18 protein-coding genes are annotated in these 16,310 nt (G+C 67.0%); 3 read left to right on the top strand and 15 right to left on the bottom strand.

The features are described from left to right. Position 1: 1 nt before the first annotated feature. On the bottom strand, positions 2 to 355 hold the full coding sequence (locus WKC72_RS14515) for a hypothetical protein (RefSeq protein ID WP_128641725.1): 354 nt from the start codon (positions 353 to 355) through the stop codon (positions 2 to 4). Then, positions 352 to 1,260 carry an LLM class flavin-dependent oxidoreductase gene (locus WKC72_RS14510; RefSeq protein WP_370183072.1) on the bottom strand — a complete coding sequence of 303 codons (909 nt, stop codon included), beginning with the start codon at positions 1,258 to 1,260 and terminating at the stop codon, positions 352 to 354. The genes WKC72_RS14515 and WKC72_RS14510 overlap by 4 nt, the downstream gene beginning before the upstream one ends. A gap of 110 nt (positions 1,261 to 1,370) precedes the next feature. Between WKC72_RS14510 and WKC72_RS14505 the strand changes: the two genes are divergently transcribed. Continuing rightward, a complete protein-coding gene (locus tag WKC72_RS14505) occupies positions 1,371 to 1,718 on the top strand; it encodes a GNAT family N-acetyltransferase (RefSeq protein ID WP_370183071.1) in 348 nt (115 codons plus the stop codon). On the opposite strand, the gene nhaA is transcribed toward WKC72_RS14505, so the two are convergent. From nhaA to WKC72_RS14480, 5 genes are all read right to left on the bottom strand, one after another. After that, positions 1,719 to 3,587, bottom strand: coding sequence for a Na+/H+ antiporter NhaA (gene nhaA / locus WKC72_RS14500; RefSeq protein WP_370183069.1), 1,869 nt, complete (start codon positions 3,585 to 3,587; stop codon positions 1,719 to 1,721). Positions 3,588 to 3,597: 10 nt separating this feature from the next. Further along, complete coding sequence (locus WKC72_RS14495) at positions 3,598 to 4,038, bottom strand: SRPBCC family protein (RefSeq protein WP_009474406.1); 441 nt, start codon at positions 4,036 to 4,038, stop codon at positions 3,598 to 3,600. A 33-nt stretch (positions 4,039 to 4,071) separates the two neighbouring features. Continuing rightward, positions 4,072 to 4,773, bottom strand: a complete 702-nt coding sequence (locus WKC72_RS14490; RefSeq protein ID WP_128641722.1) for an alpha/beta fold hydrolase — start codon at positions 4,771 to 4,773, stop codon at positions 4,072 to 4,074. 172 nt (positions 4,774 to 4,945) lie between these two features. Further along, complete coding sequence (locus WKC72_RS14485) at positions 4,946 to 5,104, bottom strand: hypothetical protein (RefSeq protein WP_245973459.1); 159 nt, start codon at positions 5,102 to 5,104, stop codon at positions 4,946 to 4,948. A gap of 23 nt (positions 5,105 to 5,127) precedes the next feature. Next, positions 5,128 to 6,084 carry an ADP-ribosylglycohydrolase family protein gene (locus tag WKC72_RS14480; protein ID WP_268789874.1) on the bottom strand — a complete coding sequence of 319 codons (957 nt, stop codon included), beginning with the start codon at positions 6,082 to 6,084 and terminating at the stop codon, positions 5,128 to 5,130. Between the two features lie 120 nt (positions 6,085 to 6,204). Between WKC72_RS14480 and WKC72_RS14475 the strand changes: the two genes are divergently transcribed. Continuing rightward, complete coding sequence (locus WKC72_RS14475; protein WP_112298897.1) at positions 6,205 to 6,567, top strand: VOC family protein; 363 nt, start codon at positions 6,205 to 6,207, stop codon at positions 6,565 to 6,567. 54 nt (positions 6,568 to 6,621) lie between these two features. On the opposite strand, the gene WKC72_RS14470 is transcribed toward WKC72_RS14475, so the two are convergent. The 6 genes from WKC72_RS14470 to WKC72_RS14445 form a co-directional block, all read right to left on the bottom strand. Next, positions 6,622 to 6,954: a hypothetical protein gene (locus tag WKC72_RS14470; protein ID WP_037226877.1), complete on the bottom strand. Its 333-nt coding sequence runs from the start codon at positions 6,952 to 6,954 to the stop codon at positions 6,622 to 6,624. A gap of 167 nt (positions 6,955 to 7,121) precedes the next feature. Continuing rightward, positions 7,122 to 7,442: a hypothetical protein gene (locus tag WKC72_RS14465; protein WP_370183066.1), complete on the bottom strand. Its 321-nt coding sequence runs from the start codon at positions 7,440 to 7,442 to the stop codon at positions 7,122 to 7,124. 95 nt (positions 7,443 to 7,537) lie between these two features. Then, entirely contained in the window at positions 7,538 to 8,017 is a 480-nt protein-coding gene (locus WKC72_RS14460) for a MaoC/PaaZ C-terminal domain-containing protein (protein ID WP_370183065.1), read from the bottom strand. A gap of 100 nt (positions 8,018 to 8,117) precedes the next feature. After that, positions 8,118 to 8,873 carry a hypothetical protein gene (locus WKC72_RS14455; protein WP_370183064.1) on the bottom strand — a complete coding sequence of 252 codons (756 nt, stop codon included), beginning with the start codon at positions 8,871 to 8,873 and terminating at the stop codon, positions 8,118 to 8,120. Then, the gene (locus WKC72_RS14450; RefSeq protein WP_370183063.1) at positions 8,870 to 11,221 is read right to left on the bottom strand and encodes a WXG100 family type VII secretion target; all 2,352 of its coding nucleotides are present in this window, start codon (positions 11,219 to 11,221) and stop codon (positions 8,870 to 8,872) included. The genes WKC72_RS14455 and WKC72_RS14450 overlap by 4 nt, the downstream gene beginning before the upstream one ends. Continuing rightward, the gene (locus WKC72_RS14445; RefSeq protein WP_327205301.1) at positions 11,218 to 11,643 is read right to left on the bottom strand and encodes a hypothetical protein; all 426 of its coding nucleotides are present in this window, start codon (positions 11,641 to 11,643) and stop codon (positions 11,218 to 11,220) included. Before WKC72_RS14445 ends, WKC72_RS14450 begins: the two co-directional genes overlap by 4 nt. Before the next feature lie 173 nt (positions 11,644 to 11,816). On the opposite strand from WKC72_RS14445, the gene WKC72_RS14440 reads away from it, so the two are divergent. Beyond that, positions 11,817 to 13,037, top strand: a complete 1,221-nt coding sequence (locus WKC72_RS14440) for a fatty acid desaturase (RefSeq protein WP_037226872.1) — start codon at positions 11,817 to 11,819, stop codon at positions 13,035 to 13,037. Here the strand turns inward: WKC72_RS14440 and WKC72_RS14435 are convergent, their stop codons facing one another. After that, positions 13,038 to 14,339, bottom strand: a complete 1,302-nt coding sequence (locus tag WKC72_RS14435; protein WP_370183061.1) for a glutamine synthetase — start codon at positions 14,337 to 14,339, stop codon at positions 13,038 to 13,040. It abuts the gene before it with no gap. Continuing rightward, positions 14,339 to 16,282 (bottom strand): acyl-CoA thioesterase/bile acid-CoA:amino acid N-acyltransferase family protein, encoded by a 1,944-nt coding sequence (locus tag WKC72_RS14430; protein WP_370183059.1) that lies wholly within the window; start codon positions 16,280 to 16,282, stop codon positions 14,339 to 14,341. The genes WKC72_RS14435 and WKC72_RS14430 overlap by 1 nt, the downstream gene beginning before the upstream one ends. Between the last annotated feature and the right edge of the window lie 28 nt (positions 16,283 to 16,310).

Here is a 16,310-nt window from a genome sequence, read left to right as displayed (position 1 = left end):
CCTAGTCGGACTGCGCGTCTTCGTCGCCTGCCGCTGCGTGAACCTTGAACAGCACGATCTGTTCGTTGGCGAACGGGATGACCGACGCCGGGCTCGCTCCGGCCGTGCGGGGCAGCAGGTGCACGGGGACGTCCGGCTGGACGCCGAGCACGAAGTCCCGCATGGCATCCCGGGCGGGATCGTCGAGGCCGCCGCCGATCACGACGAGGTCGACGTTTCCGTCCAGGAGTGCCCGCCGGATCAGTTCGCGGTCGTTGGATGCCACGACGTCCCGCCCGAACCGGGTCAGTTCTTCCTTCAACACGTCCAGCGTGGACTGGCGCCTGCCGATGAGGAGGAGCCGGGGTTCGCTCATGCCCGCGCACCCGTTCCGCGGTGCTGATCCACGGCGGCCCGAACGGCGGGCGCGACGTCGGCCGCGAACCTGCGGATCTGGGTGAGGTCGTCGCCGTCGGTGCCGAACACGAACGTGTCCATGCCCGTCTCCACCGCGAGTTCCGTCAGCTGGCTCACCCACTGCTCGGTGGTTCCGTTAAACAATTTGTCCGACGGTGTGTCGCTCACCTGACCGAACACGTTGTAGGCGCGGACGATCGAGCTCGGGTCCCGGCCCGCATCCGCCGCACCCGCGTCGATCCTCGCGTGCATGCCGGGCAGGACCTCGGGCGGAAAGTACGAGCTCGACGGGACCCACCCGTCCGCAGACCGTCCCAGCGCACGCAGCAACCGGGGGCCGCCGACGCCCAGCCAGATCCCGATCCGGTGCGCCGGGACCGGTCCGGGATGCACGCCCGCGAGGCGATAGTGCTCACCCTCGGAATACACGGCACGCTCACCGGACCACATCAGGCGGAGCACCTCGACCGCCTCCTCCAATGCCGTCGCGGCCTGCCCGGGCGTGCGCACGTCACCGCCCATCGCCCCGATCGCCTCCCAGAACGCACCCGCACCCAACGCCAGTTCGAATCGCCCTCCCGACATCACATCGAGGCTGGCCGCAGCCTTCGCCATCACGGCCGGCGGGCGAAGCGGCAGGCACGCGACGTCGGGAAACACGCGCACCCGCTCGGTCCTGGCCAGCAACGTACCCATCAGCGACCAGCAGTCGAGGAATTTCGCCTGGTAGGGGTGGTCTTGGACGCCGATCAGGTCGAGGCCCGTCTCGTCGGCGAGCGCGGCGACTTCGAACGTGTTGGCCAGCAACTCCACCGACGGAGTGACGAACACCCCGAACTGCAGGACCCTGCCGTAGTCGGTCATGGCGGTCGCGTCCCCTCTCGGATCGCGGAACTCCTTCGATCATCCACCACCTCGACGTCCGGGAACACCCGGCGCGCACTCGGAACGGAGCCGGGCGGCATAGTGGGTTCATGACAGACGACACGAAGAACGGTCCCGCACCCGAGGTCCGGAACGCCCCCGAACTCCACCGATTCGAGGTCCACGTCGACGGTGAACTGGCCGGGTTCACCGAGTACCTCGACGACGAGAATCAACGGATCTTCTTCCACACCGAGATCGGCGAGCAGTTCGGGGGGCGTGGCCTCGCCACCACCCTGATCCGGAGCGCGCTCACCGAGACCGTCGGGGGCGGCAAGCGGATCGTGCCGATCTGCCCGTTCGTCGCCGGTTACCTGAAGAAGCACGACGACTTCGCCGACGACACCGACCCGGTCACCCCGGCCGCGATCCAGGCGGTGCAGCGCTCGCAGGGCTGATCAGGGCGCGCCGTCGACGCCGCGCGCCTCCTCGAGCTGCCGGATGAGGGTGGCGGCGTCGTAGGGGCCGCTGTGCCGGGCGAGGTCCGTGCCCGTCGCGCCGAGGTAGAACGTGGGGGTCACCCGGAAATCGCTCGACTCGGCGTCGAGTTCGTCGTCGTCGATGCGGTGAACGTAGGTGCCCCGGCGGATGTCTTCCTCGAACCGGTCCATGTCGAGCCCCAACTCGGCGGCGTAACCGAAGATCTCGTCCTCGGCGAGGGCGTCGCTGTTGGCGAACAGGTGGTCGTGCATCTCCCAGAACCGGCCCTGCGCGGCGGCCGCTTCGCTCGCCTGGGCGGCGAAACGCGCGTGCGGATGCACGGCGTCGAGTGGGAGATGCCGGAAGACGTAGCGGAGCTCGTCCCCGAAATGCGCCCGCACGTCCCGGATGCTGCCGGTGGCCTTGCTGCAGAACGGGCACTCGAAGTCGCCGTACTCGACGAGGGTGAGCGGCGCATCCACCGGTCCGCGCAGGTGATCGCGGCCGAGGTGGACGGGCCGGAGCAGGGTGAGTCCGGCGACCTCGGTCGGAGGGTGCACCCAGTCCGACAGCCGGAACAGTGCCCACCCGAGGACGGTGGCGATGACGGCCGCTGTCAGGACGCCCACCCGAGCGTCGTTGGCCAGCTCGGGTGAGTCGATGGCCAGGTCCACGATGAACAGCGAGATCGTGAAGCCGATGCCGGCCAGCGCGCTGCCACCGGCGATCTGCGACAGTGTCAGCCCGGGTGGCAGGCTACCGGGCCGCAGTTTCGAGAACAGGGCCGTGGCCGCGGTGATGCCGACGAGCTTGCCGACTACCAGGCCGAGCACGATGCCCCACGCCAGCGGAGACCGTGCCGCGTCCGCGAGCGTCTGCCCGGTGATGACGACGCCGGCGTTGGCGAGCGCGAAGATCGGGACGACGAGGAACGCCGTGTACGGCTGGTAGAAGCGCAGGAGCCGCTCGTTGACGGACACCGCGCGCAGCACACCGAGCTGGGCGGCGCGGGCGTAGTCGGAGTTCGGTGACTGCCGGAATGCGCGCGTGAGTTCACCGGCCCGCTCCACCTCGCTGCGCCGCGGCGGATACACGGGCAGGATCAGCGCAATCAGCACGCCGACGAGGGTGGGGTGGACGCCGGACTCGTAGAACGCGACCCACGTGCCCGCCGCGACGATGAAGTACGCGACGCCACGCCACACCTCGAGCTTGCGCAACTGGATGATCAGAAGCAGTCCGACACACCCGAGGAGCAGCGGTCCGAGCCGGAGGTTGTCGGTGTAGAAGAAGGCGATGATGGCCAGGGCGCCGATGTCGTCGGCGACGGCCAGGGTCAGGATGAACACGCGCAACCGGGCGGGGCATCGGGGTCCGACGAGCGCGAGTGCGCCCAGCACGAACGCCGTGTCCGTGGAGACGACGACGCCCCACGCAGTGGCCTCGTCCCCGGTGGGATTGAGGATCAGGAACAGCACGGCGGGCAGGGCCAGACCCGCGATCGCGGCGAGGAGGGGGACGGCGGCGCGGGCGCGGTCGGTGAGTTCGCCGATCGTCAGCTCACGCTTCACCTCGAGCCCCACGACGAAGAAGAACAGCGTCATCAACCCGTCGTTGACCCAGTGCTTCAGGTCGAGGCTGATGCTGTAGTCGCTGATCTGGATCGTCACCGGGGTGTGCCAGAACGACTCGTACGAATCACCGATGTTGGCCCACACCAACGCCAGGATCGTGGCGACGAGGAGGAAACCGGCCGACAGCTTGTCGTCGTCGGTGTCGTCGCGGATCAGGGCCAACCGCGCCGACAGTCGCCGAAGTGTGGTGGGGCTGCTCTGCTCGACCGTCATCTGGTCCTCGTCAGACGTAGTTCTCGAGTACGAACTTGGTGAATCCCTTGCGGATCAGGCGCACGGCCTGCTTCTGCCCCTGACGCAGCACGGACTTCGGCACCCACACCTTCGGCTCGACCGACATCGTGAGGTGCACCGACGTCCCGCGCGCAGTGGGGGTCAGCCGGTACTCCCCCTCCTGGCACTTCTGTTTCTCGCTCTCGAGGAGCGTCCACGACATCTGCTCGTCCCCGAGCCACTTGTGCTCGGCCAGCTGCGTGTCCGCGACGCCGAGGACGGCGAGCGTCATCCGCACGGTGCGGGGGCGTCCGTCGTCGAATCGGGACTCGACGACCACCTTCTTGTGCACCGCCGACCACTCCGGGATCCGTTCGACGTCCGCCAGCGCCGCCATCACCTGGTCCTGGGGCGCCTCGATCTCGAACTCGCCCGATACCGACAACGCCATCGATTGCTCTCCTTCTCGTCGGATCTACATGCCCTACAGTTCGGACGCGTAGCGCTCCAGCATGGCAGCAAGTTCGCCGGGGCGCGCGAGTGCCGCCAGATGGCCCGTGTCGATGACCTCCGGTGCGATGCCCAGCCGCTCCCGGACGATCCGCTGCATGAAGTCGAGCGGGAAGAGCCGATCGCGCCTCCCGGCGACGACCCGCGTCTTCACGTGCGGCCACGCGTCCGCCTGCCACACCGTCTCGAACGGGGTGTTCGACACGACGGGCTCCTCCTGGCTGAACGCCTCTTCGGTGACGTCGTCGGGCACGTCGTGGAAGAACAACGCCCGCAGGTCGTCGGGCGCGTCGGGGTCGCGGCCCTCCAGCACGGCGAACGCCCGTTTCGCCTCCGGCTGTCCGGTGGTCTCCCACCACTGCCCGGGCGTCTCCCCCGGCGCGGGCAGCATGGGTGCCAGGAGAACCAGCAGGTCGACGTCGACCTCGCCGCGCTGACAGACGATCGCCGCGGTGAACGCGGACATGGACTGCGCGACCAGCACGATCGACCCCTCGACGTCCTCGACCGCGTCCACGACGACGTCGGCGAACTCGTACTGCCCCGCCGCGTCGTCGCCGTACGGAAGGTCGACGGCGATCACCGAGTGCCCGCTGCCCTCCAGGATCGGTGCGACGCGGTGCCAGTACCACGAGTCCGAGCCGGCGCCGGGCAGCAGAACGAAGGTTGCGGGCATCTCGACTCATCTCCTGTTTCCGGGACACGAACGGTCGAGTCGAGCCTAAGCGCTACGTGTGCGGCAATGCGCGCCCGAACACTTTGCCACTCACCTGCGGGTCCTGAAACGGAACAGCTCCGGCCGCCGATACACCCAGTAGATCGGACAAGAAAGTCCGACCGTGCCGGGATCAATCACAATTTTCGAGAACTGAGCTGACATGTTCACCAACCATCTCTTCGGCGGAATGACCGAACAGGAAATCGACATCGAGATCGCCGACGAGTTGGCGGCCTGACGCAGCTCCCCGCACGTGAGTGGCGATGTGCACCCCGGCACGCTGCGCCACTCACGTACGAATGACCTTCATGCTCAGCACCGGTCGGCCGGTGCACCCTTCCGGACAGCGCCCACCGCCAGCCGCTCCAGGTCCTCGGCGGAATATCCGGGCCAGCCGTGCAACATCCGCCGCCACCGGTCCGGGACCGCCGAGGCACCCCATCGGGCACCGAGCAGTCCACCCGCGATCGCCGCAGTGGTGTCGGTGTCATTGCCCGCGCGGACGGCTCGTTCGAGGGCGAACCGAAGCTGCTGCGGTCCCGAATCGTCGGCACCCGTGATCGCCCACCACGCCGTCTGCAGGGCGTGGACCACCCAGCCGTTCTTCGGGAACTCGGCGGGTGTGCCGCGCTCCGCCTGGTCGAGCAAGGGTCCCCAGTATTCGCCGACACCGGCCGGCGCGACCTGCAGGTATTCCCGCACCCCGTCGAACGTCCCGAACAGCACCGCGTGCCGGATCGCGTAGGACCACAGCTGACACGCCTCGCCGGCGCGCCGGTCGTCGTGGGTGAGGGCGCCGATCTGGTACGCGGCCTCGACGCACGCCTCGGCGTCGTCGAGATATGCCAGCGCGACGGGTGCCGTGCGCATCAGCGAACCGTTGCCACCCTTTCTCCCCGTGATACTTCGTGCCCGCCCCTGCATGGCCGCCGCCGAGCCGTCGCGGACCGACAGCACGGCGCGCGTCTGGTTGCCGACATCCGGCGGATTCGAATCGATCCACCGAACGAACTGTGCAGCAACGGCATCCAGTCCGGCGCCCTGACCGATGTCGACACCGGTCGCGGCCACCTCCGCGATGGCGACGGCCATCGACGTGTCGTCGGTCCACTCCCCCGGCGCCCAGTCGAACATCCCACCCCCGACCATGTCGATCACCGTTTCGGCAGCCGGGGTGGTGAATTCGTACCCTGCCCCGAGAGCATCGCCCGCAGCGGCGGCGATCAATACTCCTGCGGCCCGGTCGGTCTGGCGTTCGGTCAATTCCACAAAGCCCCCTTGGATCGAATTTGCTCAAAGGTTAGAGCATGATTGATCTAACGCGCAAGCCTTATGTGTGACAGCATCTCGGCGTAGCGTCACGGGGACACTGTCGACGGAGGAGTGCTCATGTCGGGCGAACTGTCGTTCTTCGAATTGGGTGTGGCCAACACGGAGCAGGGCCGAAAGTTCTACTCGGCGTTGTTCGGCTGGGAATTCGAGTCCGGACCCGGCGGCTCGGGTTACTCGATCACCACGCCGAACGTCCCGGGCGGGATCCATGGCGGCGACGAGGGCGCCGGCCCCTACATCTTCTTCCGGGTACCGGACCTCGACACCGCCGTCGAGCACGTACTGGCACTGGGGGGCACCGTCGACGCCGTCGACCTTGGCGACGACACGGAGTCGGTGGCGAAATTCGGGCGATTCAAGCTGTGCCACGACGACCAGGGTTCCGCCTTCGGACTGCACGAACCGCCCGCCGGCAACTGAATCAGCGCGCCCCGGAACGGAGACTCCCGGGGCGCGCTGATTCGGATCGGTCGGTTACGGCTCGTTCGGCGAGTCGCCTCCGCCCTCGTCACCGCTGTACGTGGCCGGTTGCGGCAGACCGTCCTCGGGTCCGTCGCACCAATTGTCGTACTGGTTGTACGGTTCAGCGCCCCACGCCGGGACGTTGTTCTCGTACGGTTCCGCCCAGTCGTCGCAGCCGGCCGGACCGGTCGGCGGAACACCAGGAGGCAGTGGTGCAACCGTGTCCGGTGCGCGCACCGGTACGACTGCCGAGTCGAGCGCGTCACCCCAGGCGACACCGGATGTTCCCAAACCGATCGAGGCCGCGAACACAGCGACCGCAGCCAATCTCAAGCCGACCTTCATCGTTGCCTCCCATAGGTGAATAACGCTGCCTAAGGGCAATACCCAAAGACAACGTAAACAATCCTCGACGGACGAATTTCGTGAATGAAATTTGACGGGCGGTCGGTTTCAGCTCACGACCGGGCTACACGACGGCCCCGTGCCTCGTGCAGACACTCACCGTCGAATCAGGGATTGACCGTCCGGCCCTGCTGGTCATTGACCGGCGGCTGCGTTTGAATGCCGTCCTCGGGACCGTCGCACCAGTTGTCGAACTGGTTGTACGGATCGGTGCCCCACTGCGGCACATTGTTCTCGTAGGGTTCCGCCCAGTCGTCGCATCCGATCGGACCGTTCTGCGGGAACCCGGGTGGCATCGGTTGAATGACGTCCGGCCGACGCACCGGCACCGCCGAGTCGAGACTGCCGCCCCAGGCGACACCGGATGCTCCCAAACCGATCGAAGCCGCGAATACTGGCACCGCGGCCACTCTCCTGCCCATTCTCATGACTGCCTCCGTTGGTTACATGGCCTCTCGGGGCGGTACCCGGAAACCCGGAAAACAATCCTCGAAGAGAGTTTTTCGTCCAAGAATTTCGACGATCAGTCGGTTTCCGGGCGGCAGCGCATGTACATCTCCGTCACCGAGGTGAGGACCTGCCGACCCGACCCGTTGCGAATCTCCGCCGCGACGGTCACCAAAGCCCGGCCACGATCGTCCGGCACCACATCCTCGACAACCAGCTTTCCGGTGAGCACGTCACCCGGCTTCACCGGCCGGAGGAAGTTGACGTCGCGCATCCGAGCCCCGGCAATGACGCTCCACCCTGCATAAAGAGTCGTCGCCGACAGCCGCTGACATATCGCGATCGTGTGCACACCACTCGCGATGAGCCCACCGAAATAGCCACTATCTGCAGATTCACGGTCGATGTGGAACGACTGCGGATCCCACTGCCCCGCGAACTCGACCAGCTCCTCCTCGGTCACCGTGTACGAGCCCAGCTCGAACTTCTCGCCCACCCGGAGGTCGTCCGCATAAACGACGTCACATTTGCTGTCCATACCAAACCGTCCGATCATTCGCTCGAGCCTCCACCGAACACGGAGGCTGCAGTCGAGGATATGACCGCGCGAGGGCGGCGGTGACAGCGCCCTTCCGCCGACGGTGGGAAGGTGCTCCTCAGTTCTCGTCGTAGCGCGGCCAGCCCGGATACGGAGCAAGCGTCGGGTAGGGGGTCTCGTGTGGGAGGTCGCGTTTCCTCGGGCGATTCTCCGGAGGATCGGGCACCCGCGAACGACACTGAAGGAACGCATCCTGACTGCGAGCCGACTTCACGTGGTCGATGAGTTTCCAACCCCTGAACACATCTACCTCTGGAGCCCGCTCGGGCCCCTCCGCGGGAAGTGAGGCGTCCGCACTCGAACCTGTGAAGTCGGGAGCCATCATCTCGACCGTTTCTGCATGCACGTTGGTCGAGCCAACGTTGTAATACTTTCCGTCCTCATCGATTCTCATTACGGAGTAGTCGCCCGTACATACCGTCGCAAGCCAACCACGCTCCGTTGGACTCATCCACAACAAATGCTGAAATTGCGTCCCAACGAACTCGCTCTTCTTCAGCTGATCGGGATAGCCATAGTCCACTCGAAGACGCTCGTCGACGGCTTCCGTGAATCCTGGATAGCCCGCCGACGTCGCGAGTGCCCTGACTGTCAAGTAATACGACTCCACATAGGCCCTGACAGCTGTTGCCTCTGGCGTGAGCAAGTTGATGCCTGGATCCGCCGACCAACGGTAGTTGTAATCGGTGTTGCCGGGGACCGCGTACTGCATGCCGACCGTTGTCGACGGCCCCGGCGGTTCGCTTGGATGCTCCGGTCCGCAGGCCGATACAGCCAGCACAACGGCGACCCACAGCCCGAGCAGCCCCTTCACTGCCCGTACCTCATGTCCTTCACCTGATCGCGCCCGGCATTCAATGCATCGATGAAATTGCCGAGGCCGCGCACACCGGTGTCGGTCATGTAACCCGCCAATCCTGATTGCAGCTGGGGGAGGCTTTGATGCGGGTTATCGTCTGCGAGCTGTTCGTATGAAAGCAGTGGTCCGTCCGATCCGTCGCGGAAGTCATCAAGTGCTGAGTACGGATCCAGTGCTCCGCCATTTGCGGCCTGAAGGCCTAATCCAATCTGGTAATACTGATTCGCCAACAACGCACTGTCTGCGAGATCATCGTTCGCCTGCAGTGTGCTGTCAGGTATGGATCCCATGACCGCGCTCTTGAACGACGGGTCGGCGAGATCGATACCACTCGAAATCAGAGGGCCGGCTACGGGAATGAACTCGACGCCTTTGCTGATCACTGTTCTGATGGTGTCGTATGCAACGCCCTTGCTCTCGAAACCAGCAGCGTTCTGGGATGTTTCGTCGCCGAGCCGGTCGGCGAACTCGAGGTCGAGCCCCTTGTCCACTACGCCTTGAAGATTGCCCGCCCACGTCCCGTACTGGTAGTGGGGATCCTGCGGCGTCTGGCCGTCGACCGCCCAAGCCTGCTCCAACTGGGCTGACAACCCCAAGGCTTGCGCATTGAAATACGAGGCGCCTTCGGCATTGGAGTCGATCACCGAGAATATCCTCGGCGCATCCTCCAGTCGGAGGTACTCATGGCCTGTTTGGCCGGTGAACGCATTGGTTCCGGTGAACTCGCCGGGCACCCCCACCATGTTGCCGATGTAGGGTGCGAGCGTTGTGCCCAACGCCTGCGTGATTTCGGGGTTCACCTCACCAATTGCCTGGCCGTTCATCCCGGGGATGTCGAGTAGCTCGGCGTCTTTCGCGGCGAGGATTTGTGCGAGTCCGAATGCGGATTCGCCGGCTTGTGTCGACCGGAATACTTCTCCGGGATCGGACGGGTCGGAGGGCTTGGCGTCGTCGGCGATCCAGTCGAACATCCCGGCGACGTTCTGTTCGCCGCCGTCGGCCCAATCACGTTGGAGCAGGGGCATGATGACGTCGTCGCGGTTGTAGTCGGCCGGCATGCCCTCACCGGACAGGATGTTGTGGACGGCGACGTGGTCGCGGCCACCGACCCCGACCATGTCCTGCAGGAGGGTGTCGACACCGTCGCGGCCCAGAGCGTTGTGGTCGAACGAGTCCCCGATCAGGAGACTCTTGTCGTTGGTGGCCGAGGCGATCTCGCCGGCACGGGTGAGGAGGCTCTCGCTCAGCTCACTGCCCTGCTGGACGCCCGGGTCCGCGAGACCGAACGCCTTGGTGAAGCGTGCCAGGTCGTCGCCGTTGTTGACGACCAATGACGGTTGCGGGGCGTCGTGTGCGCCCTTCGTGAGGTTGCCGGTGGACGTCACCGGTCCCTCGAACAGTCCCCGAATGCTTTCCGGGATGTGGCTCTGGCCGCCGACGTCACCGCTGGCACTGCCGACGTTGTAGTTCGACACCGCGGCGAGGCCGTTGGACAGTGCGCTCGCAGCCTCGGTGCGTCCGTTCTCGCTGTACTGCTCGGACAGTGCGAGGAAGCCGTCCTTGCCGGCCGCCGTATAGAACTGCTGCAGGAAGTCGATCGTTCCCTGTGGCAGATCGGTGACCTTGCCGCCGTCGGCCAGTGTCTTCACCTGTTCGGGGGTGAGGCCCGCGGCCGCGATCTCCCGGGCAACACGGTCACGCACGTCCTGCGGAATGTCGGAACCGCCGCGCGCGACCTGCTCGCCCAGCGCGGTGCCCTCGTGTCCGGACAGGCCCGCGGAGGCCGGGGCACTCGCCGCCACGGCCCCGAGCGCGTCCCGAATCGTCGTCGCCATGTCCCGATCGGCATTGTCGAGTTCCGTCAGCGCTCCACCGAGTTGGCTGCGCCAGTACTCCATCAGCTCGGCATGCTCAGCGGCTTCGGCCTCGCTCATCGTCGTGGGCGGGCTGACGATCTGCCAGTCGTCGGACACGGTGAATCCGTCGGTTGCCGCCTTGTCGATCACGGTGGCGACGTAGTCCCGCGCATGGCCGAGGCGATCGGCCCCACTCACGAGCGCGTTCGACAGATCCTCCAGATCATCTGCGAGCCGGCGGATTTCCGCCCTCTCACTGTTCGCTCGGTGCTCGGCGGCGGCCTGCGCCGGACCGCGCCAGTCGTCGTGCCGACCCAGATCCGCGACAGCACGCTGGACGTCGTCCGCCCGGGTCCGCGTGTCCTCTGCGGTCCGTCCGATTTCCTCGCCCGCCAGTGTCAGGTCCCGCGGGTTCCAGACATGCAGTTGCGACCTCCGCGGAATCACAGCTCCCCCATCGCCGACAGCTGAGACGCGAACGACGTGTCGGTGACCTCGTAGTTCTCGGCCCCGTCACCCGCGATGAACGCCATCTCGTCGATGCGACTGGCAACGACGCCGAGCGCGGACGCGAGGATGTCGCCGGCGTCCTGGCAGGCCGCCGCGGTGTCGGACCCCTCGACGGCCCGGACCGCATGCTCGAAGCTTCGCCGGCCACCCAACGCCTCGACCTCACGCGCGATGGCGCCGAGCGCGCTGGACATTGCACGCAGCATGTCGGGGTTCACCTTGACGACCGCGACGTCCGTTCCACCGAGCACCGGCGGCAGCCCGGGGACGGCAGCCAGCTGCGGCTGCGTCGCAGCGGTCCCGTCCAGCGACGCAATGGCACTTTCCGGCCACGTCATATTGCCCTCTGACATCGACATCTCCCCCTGATATCCGCATCGAGATCCACCCCCGGACCCGGGTCACCGACACGCTCGGCGGCCGTGGAGAGAATAGCGGACGCCCTCACACGGACGTGTGACCACAACACGGTTGCGCAACGGTTGGGTGGATTCGCAGATTGAGAATCGGGTGAACCGGGTATCGAGACCAGATGGCCATCACCGATATCAAGGAATACAGCCACCTCACCGAGGCGGATGTGGAGGCGCTGGGCGCGGAACTCGATGCGATCCGGGCCGACATCGAGGAGTCCCGCGGCGCCCGCGACGCCCGGTACATCGACCGGACGATCAAACTGCAGCGGTCGCTGGCGATCGCGGGCAGGGTCGTCCTGTTCGGCAGCCGGAAGAGACCGGCGTGGATCCTGGGTACCGCCTTGATGGGTGCGGCGAAGATCATCGAGAACATGGAACTCGGCCACAATGTCATTCACGGCCAATGGGATTGGATGAATGATCCCGAGATCCACTCGTCGAACTGGGAGTGGGACAACACGTGCCCGTCCTCGGGGTGGAAGCACTCGCACAACTACGTCCACCACAAGTTCACCAACATCGTGGGTCTCGACAGCGACGTCGGGTACGGGATCCTGCGCATGACCCGCGACCAGAAGTGGTCGCCGGTGTACCTGGCGCAGCCGTTCTACAACGTGCTGCTGGCGTTGCTGTTCGAATGGGGTGTCGCGCTGCACCACCTGGACGTGGAGAGCATCCGGCGCGGCGATTACGACCGCGCGGAAACCCTCCGCAACGCGAAGGAGGTGGGACGCAAGATCGCACGGCAGGTCGGCAAGGACTACGTGGTGTTCCCGGCACTGACAGGTCCCGCATGGAAGAGCACGCTGACGGCGAACATCACCGCCAACGTGATCCGCAACCTGTGGGCCTACGGCGTGATCTTCTGCGGCCACTTCCCGGACGGCGCGGAGAAGTTCACGAAGGAGGAGTTCGAGAAGGAGACCAAGGCCGAGTGGTATCTGCGGCAGATGCTGGGCTCTGCCAACTTCAACGCCGGCCCGGTGCTGGCGTTCATGAGCGGCAACCTCTGCTACCAGATCGAGCACCATGCGTTCCCGGACCTGCCCAGTAACCGTTACGCCGAGATCGGTGTGAAGATGCGGGAACTGTGCGACAAGTACGACCTCCCGTATACGACGGGTTCGCTCCCCCACCAGTACGGACTCACCCTGCGCACCATCTTCAAGCTCGCGCTGCCCAACCGCTTCCTGTCGGCGTCCGCGGACGACGCACCGGAGACGGCGTCGGAACTGCGATTCCGCATCCGCGGCGGGATGAAGGAAGTGTTCGGGGTCGACCCCGCGACCGGGAAGCGGCGCGGGCTGCGCACGGCGCTGGCGATGATCCGTAACTGACTAGGACGTCCACGCGTACCGGAAGCGTTGCGCGACCTCGTCGACGGGTTTGTCCCGGTATTCGGCGTGCTCGTACCCTTTGACCGCCGCCAGGGCTTCCATGATCAGCGGACCGAACAGGTCCCGCGCGAGCGCCGACGATCGGAACGCTCCGAGCACGTCGGACGGCAGGGTCGGGAGGAGATCGACGGCGTGGCCTTCGGTCAGTTCGGCGGGGTCGACCGACACCTCGTCCGGGAGGGGAAGCGCGGCGGCGATGCCGTCGTGGGCGGCGCCGAGAATGGCGGCGCTGCTCAGATACGGGTTCGCGGACGGGTCGATGGGTTTGATCTCGAGGTTCGCGCCGTGCGGGTTCCCGGCGGTGGCCGCGCAGAGGCGGACGGCTGCCTCGCGGTTTTCCAGGCCCCAGCAGCGGAACACCCCCGCCCACATTCCCGGGCGCAACCGCAGGTGCGACAGCGCCGACCCGGCGAGTACGGCGGTGAACTCGGGCAGGGCCCGCAGAATCCCGGCGACCGCGGCGCCACCGGCGGGAGTCAGCCCGTGCGGGCCCGGGCCTCCCGACAGCATCGGCAGGTCACCCTCGAACATCGACACGTGCTGATGGGCACCGTTTCCCGCTCCGCCCGCGACGGGCATGGGTGAGAACGACGCCCGCAGCCCCTGGGCGCGCGCGACCCGGCTGATCAGGGCGCGGGCCAGCACCGAGTTGTCGGCCGCCGTGACGGGATCCGCGGGGGCGAGCGACACCTCGAACTGGTCGAGCCCGGCCTCGGCGTGGACCTGTTCGATAGGCAGTTCCGCCGTCGACGCCGCCGCGAGCAGTCGCTCGAGGAATTCTTCTTGTGTGAGAACGGCATTCAGGCCGTACGCGGACCATTCTTCGACTGTCGCCGCATCGAAGAGGGTGAACTCGATCTCGTGGCCGATTCGTGCGGTCAGCCCGGATTCCGCCAACCGCGTCGCCGCCCGCCGCAGCGCACCCCGGGCGCAGGCGAGCGACGGCGTCCCGTCCTGCTCGGTCAGGCACGCCGGCGCCCAGTACGTGCCGTTGCCCAGGTCTCGCACGTCGTCGCCGTCGATACGCAGGCGGAGGTCGCCCACGACGGAGAAGGACGGTGTGAACGCGAGGTGGCCGTCGACGCAGAACACAGTCCAGCTCGGCGATGCGCCGGCACCGGAGTCGACGAAGGTGGACAGTCTCGAGATCGGCAGCACCTTCGCCCGCGAGACTCCGGCCATGTCGACGATCGAGCCGACGATGCGGTCCGAGTGGCCGAAGCCGTCCTCTGCGCCGCGCATCAGGCCCTCGCCACTGCGGCGGTCCGCGCGAGGAAGCCGAGCACGCTGTGCACCGCTTCGCGCTGGGCCCGGCCCTGACCTGCGCCCCCGCCACCGAATGCAATGCCGCCGGTCCACTGCGCGTCGGCGGGGAACATTCCGAGACGAAGGAGGTGGCCGGCGCCGTCGAACGTCCGGTGTTCGTCGCGCTCGTCGGACCGGAGACCGAGAAGTGCCGTGGCCATCTCGCCCGACGGCCACAATTGGTCGTCGGCGCCGGTCAGACACAGCACCGACGCGGTCGCCTGTTCGGACCGCAGCGTCGCGTCGACCGGTGCCGCCGCGAGCCCGGACCGGTAGGCGGCGGCAAGACGCAGCAGGCTCGGCCGGTGCGCGGCGAGGTCGTGGTGCGCCCGCCACGCGTTGCGGATCAGCTGCGGCATCAGCACCCCACCCGGCAGCGGCGCCCACGGCACGGGCCCGCCGTTGCACGTCCACGACGCGGTGCCGGCGATCTCGCCGTCGGGGCCGATCGCCTGCCACGACACCGAACTCGGACTGATCAGGATCAGCCCGGCAACGGGAAGTTCGCCGACGCAGGCGGACGCCAGCAGGCCCTCCGCACCGCGCGAGATGGCCATCCCGGTCAGGCGGTTCGCGTCCACCGTCGGCTGCGCACCCAGCGCCCCGACCGCGGACGCGAACCGCTCGAGCGGAACGTTGACCAGCGTCGCGTCGGTGTCCGATTCGTCCACCCACGAATAGGCCAGTGCGGCATACCCGTTGGCGGCGAGCATCCCGATGGTGGGACGTTGGGAGTCGACGCCGCCCTCGGAGCCGCCGAAGCAGGCGACGCCCGGCCACCCGCCGCTGGGGGCGTCGCCGGCGGGCAGTGCGAGCAGGGCGGGCCGACCGCCGACATCCAATGGGCGAACGGACACTCCAGGGGCGCTCACGTGACGCGTCACCGTCCGCCGCGACGTTCCGTCCGGAGTGCTCGCCTCGACGGTGACCAGCCAGGCGTCGGGTGGCGGTACGAAGAGGTCGGGGACCCGGTCTTCGGACACGAAACGCATGGCCCACAGCGGGGCGTCGGCGTCCACGACATTCCAGTCACCGTGGTCCGGAACCTGTTCGGCGACGTCGACGATCCCGTCGGCGGGAACGGTGAACGTGGCCTCCGATAGCCACTGCCCACCGAACAGGTCGGTCCCGGTGGTGCGGACGGTCACGGACGATCCGGGCCGGACGCCGCGGACGATCAGGGAGAATGCCTCGTCGTGACGCGACGACGCCGGAACGTCGAGTTCGAGGGACCCCGCCGACACGTCCGCGGCCGGCGCGGGCTGCTCGGTGACCGCGGGCTCCGCCGAAGATTGCGTCTCCAGAAGCTGCGACCGCTTCTCGAACCATCCGGGGAACACCGCGGACACCAGGCCCGCGACGCCCATGAGGGTGAACGGCAGCACCCAGTAACAGACGGCGGACAGGGTGTCGCCGGCGTCGCGCATGGTGGCGTCGCCGTCGACGATCGGCGGGATCAGCGAGAACACGGTCATCAGCCCGAACGCGGCCACCCACATCCACGTCATCGCCGTGGTGATGTACCGGAATCCGCCGCTCGCCGCCGTCCGGGCGTCCACGGTGGCCGCCGCGTACTCGCGCACGAACGGCCTCCCGATCAGGACGCCCACCGCGGCGATCGCGAACAACCCGAAGTTGCCGACCGGCTGCAGCCAGCGTTCGAGGACGGCGTCGTCCAGGGTGAGTGCCGCGATCAGCAGTAGCGCGAAGACGGCGACAGTGCCGACCTCGAGGGTCCGCCAGGGCTCGCCCCGTAACCGTTGCAGCACCTGACCCGCCGCCGCGATGCCGAATGCGATCGCGACGGCAGCGACGAATCCGGTGTTGCCCACCAGAATCCAGTAGACGATCCACGGTGCGAATCCGATGATGAATCCCATTGCACTGCCCCACTGCTCGGCACACCCG

It is taken from the genome of Rhodococcus wratislaviensis, assembly GCF_041228765.1.
Taxonomy (GTDB): domain Bacteria; phylum Actinomycetota; class Actinomycetes; order Mycobacteriales; family Mycobacteriaceae; genus Rhodococcus_F; species Rhodococcus_F wratislaviensis.
This window is presented reverse-complemented; position numbering and strand designations above follow the sequence as displayed.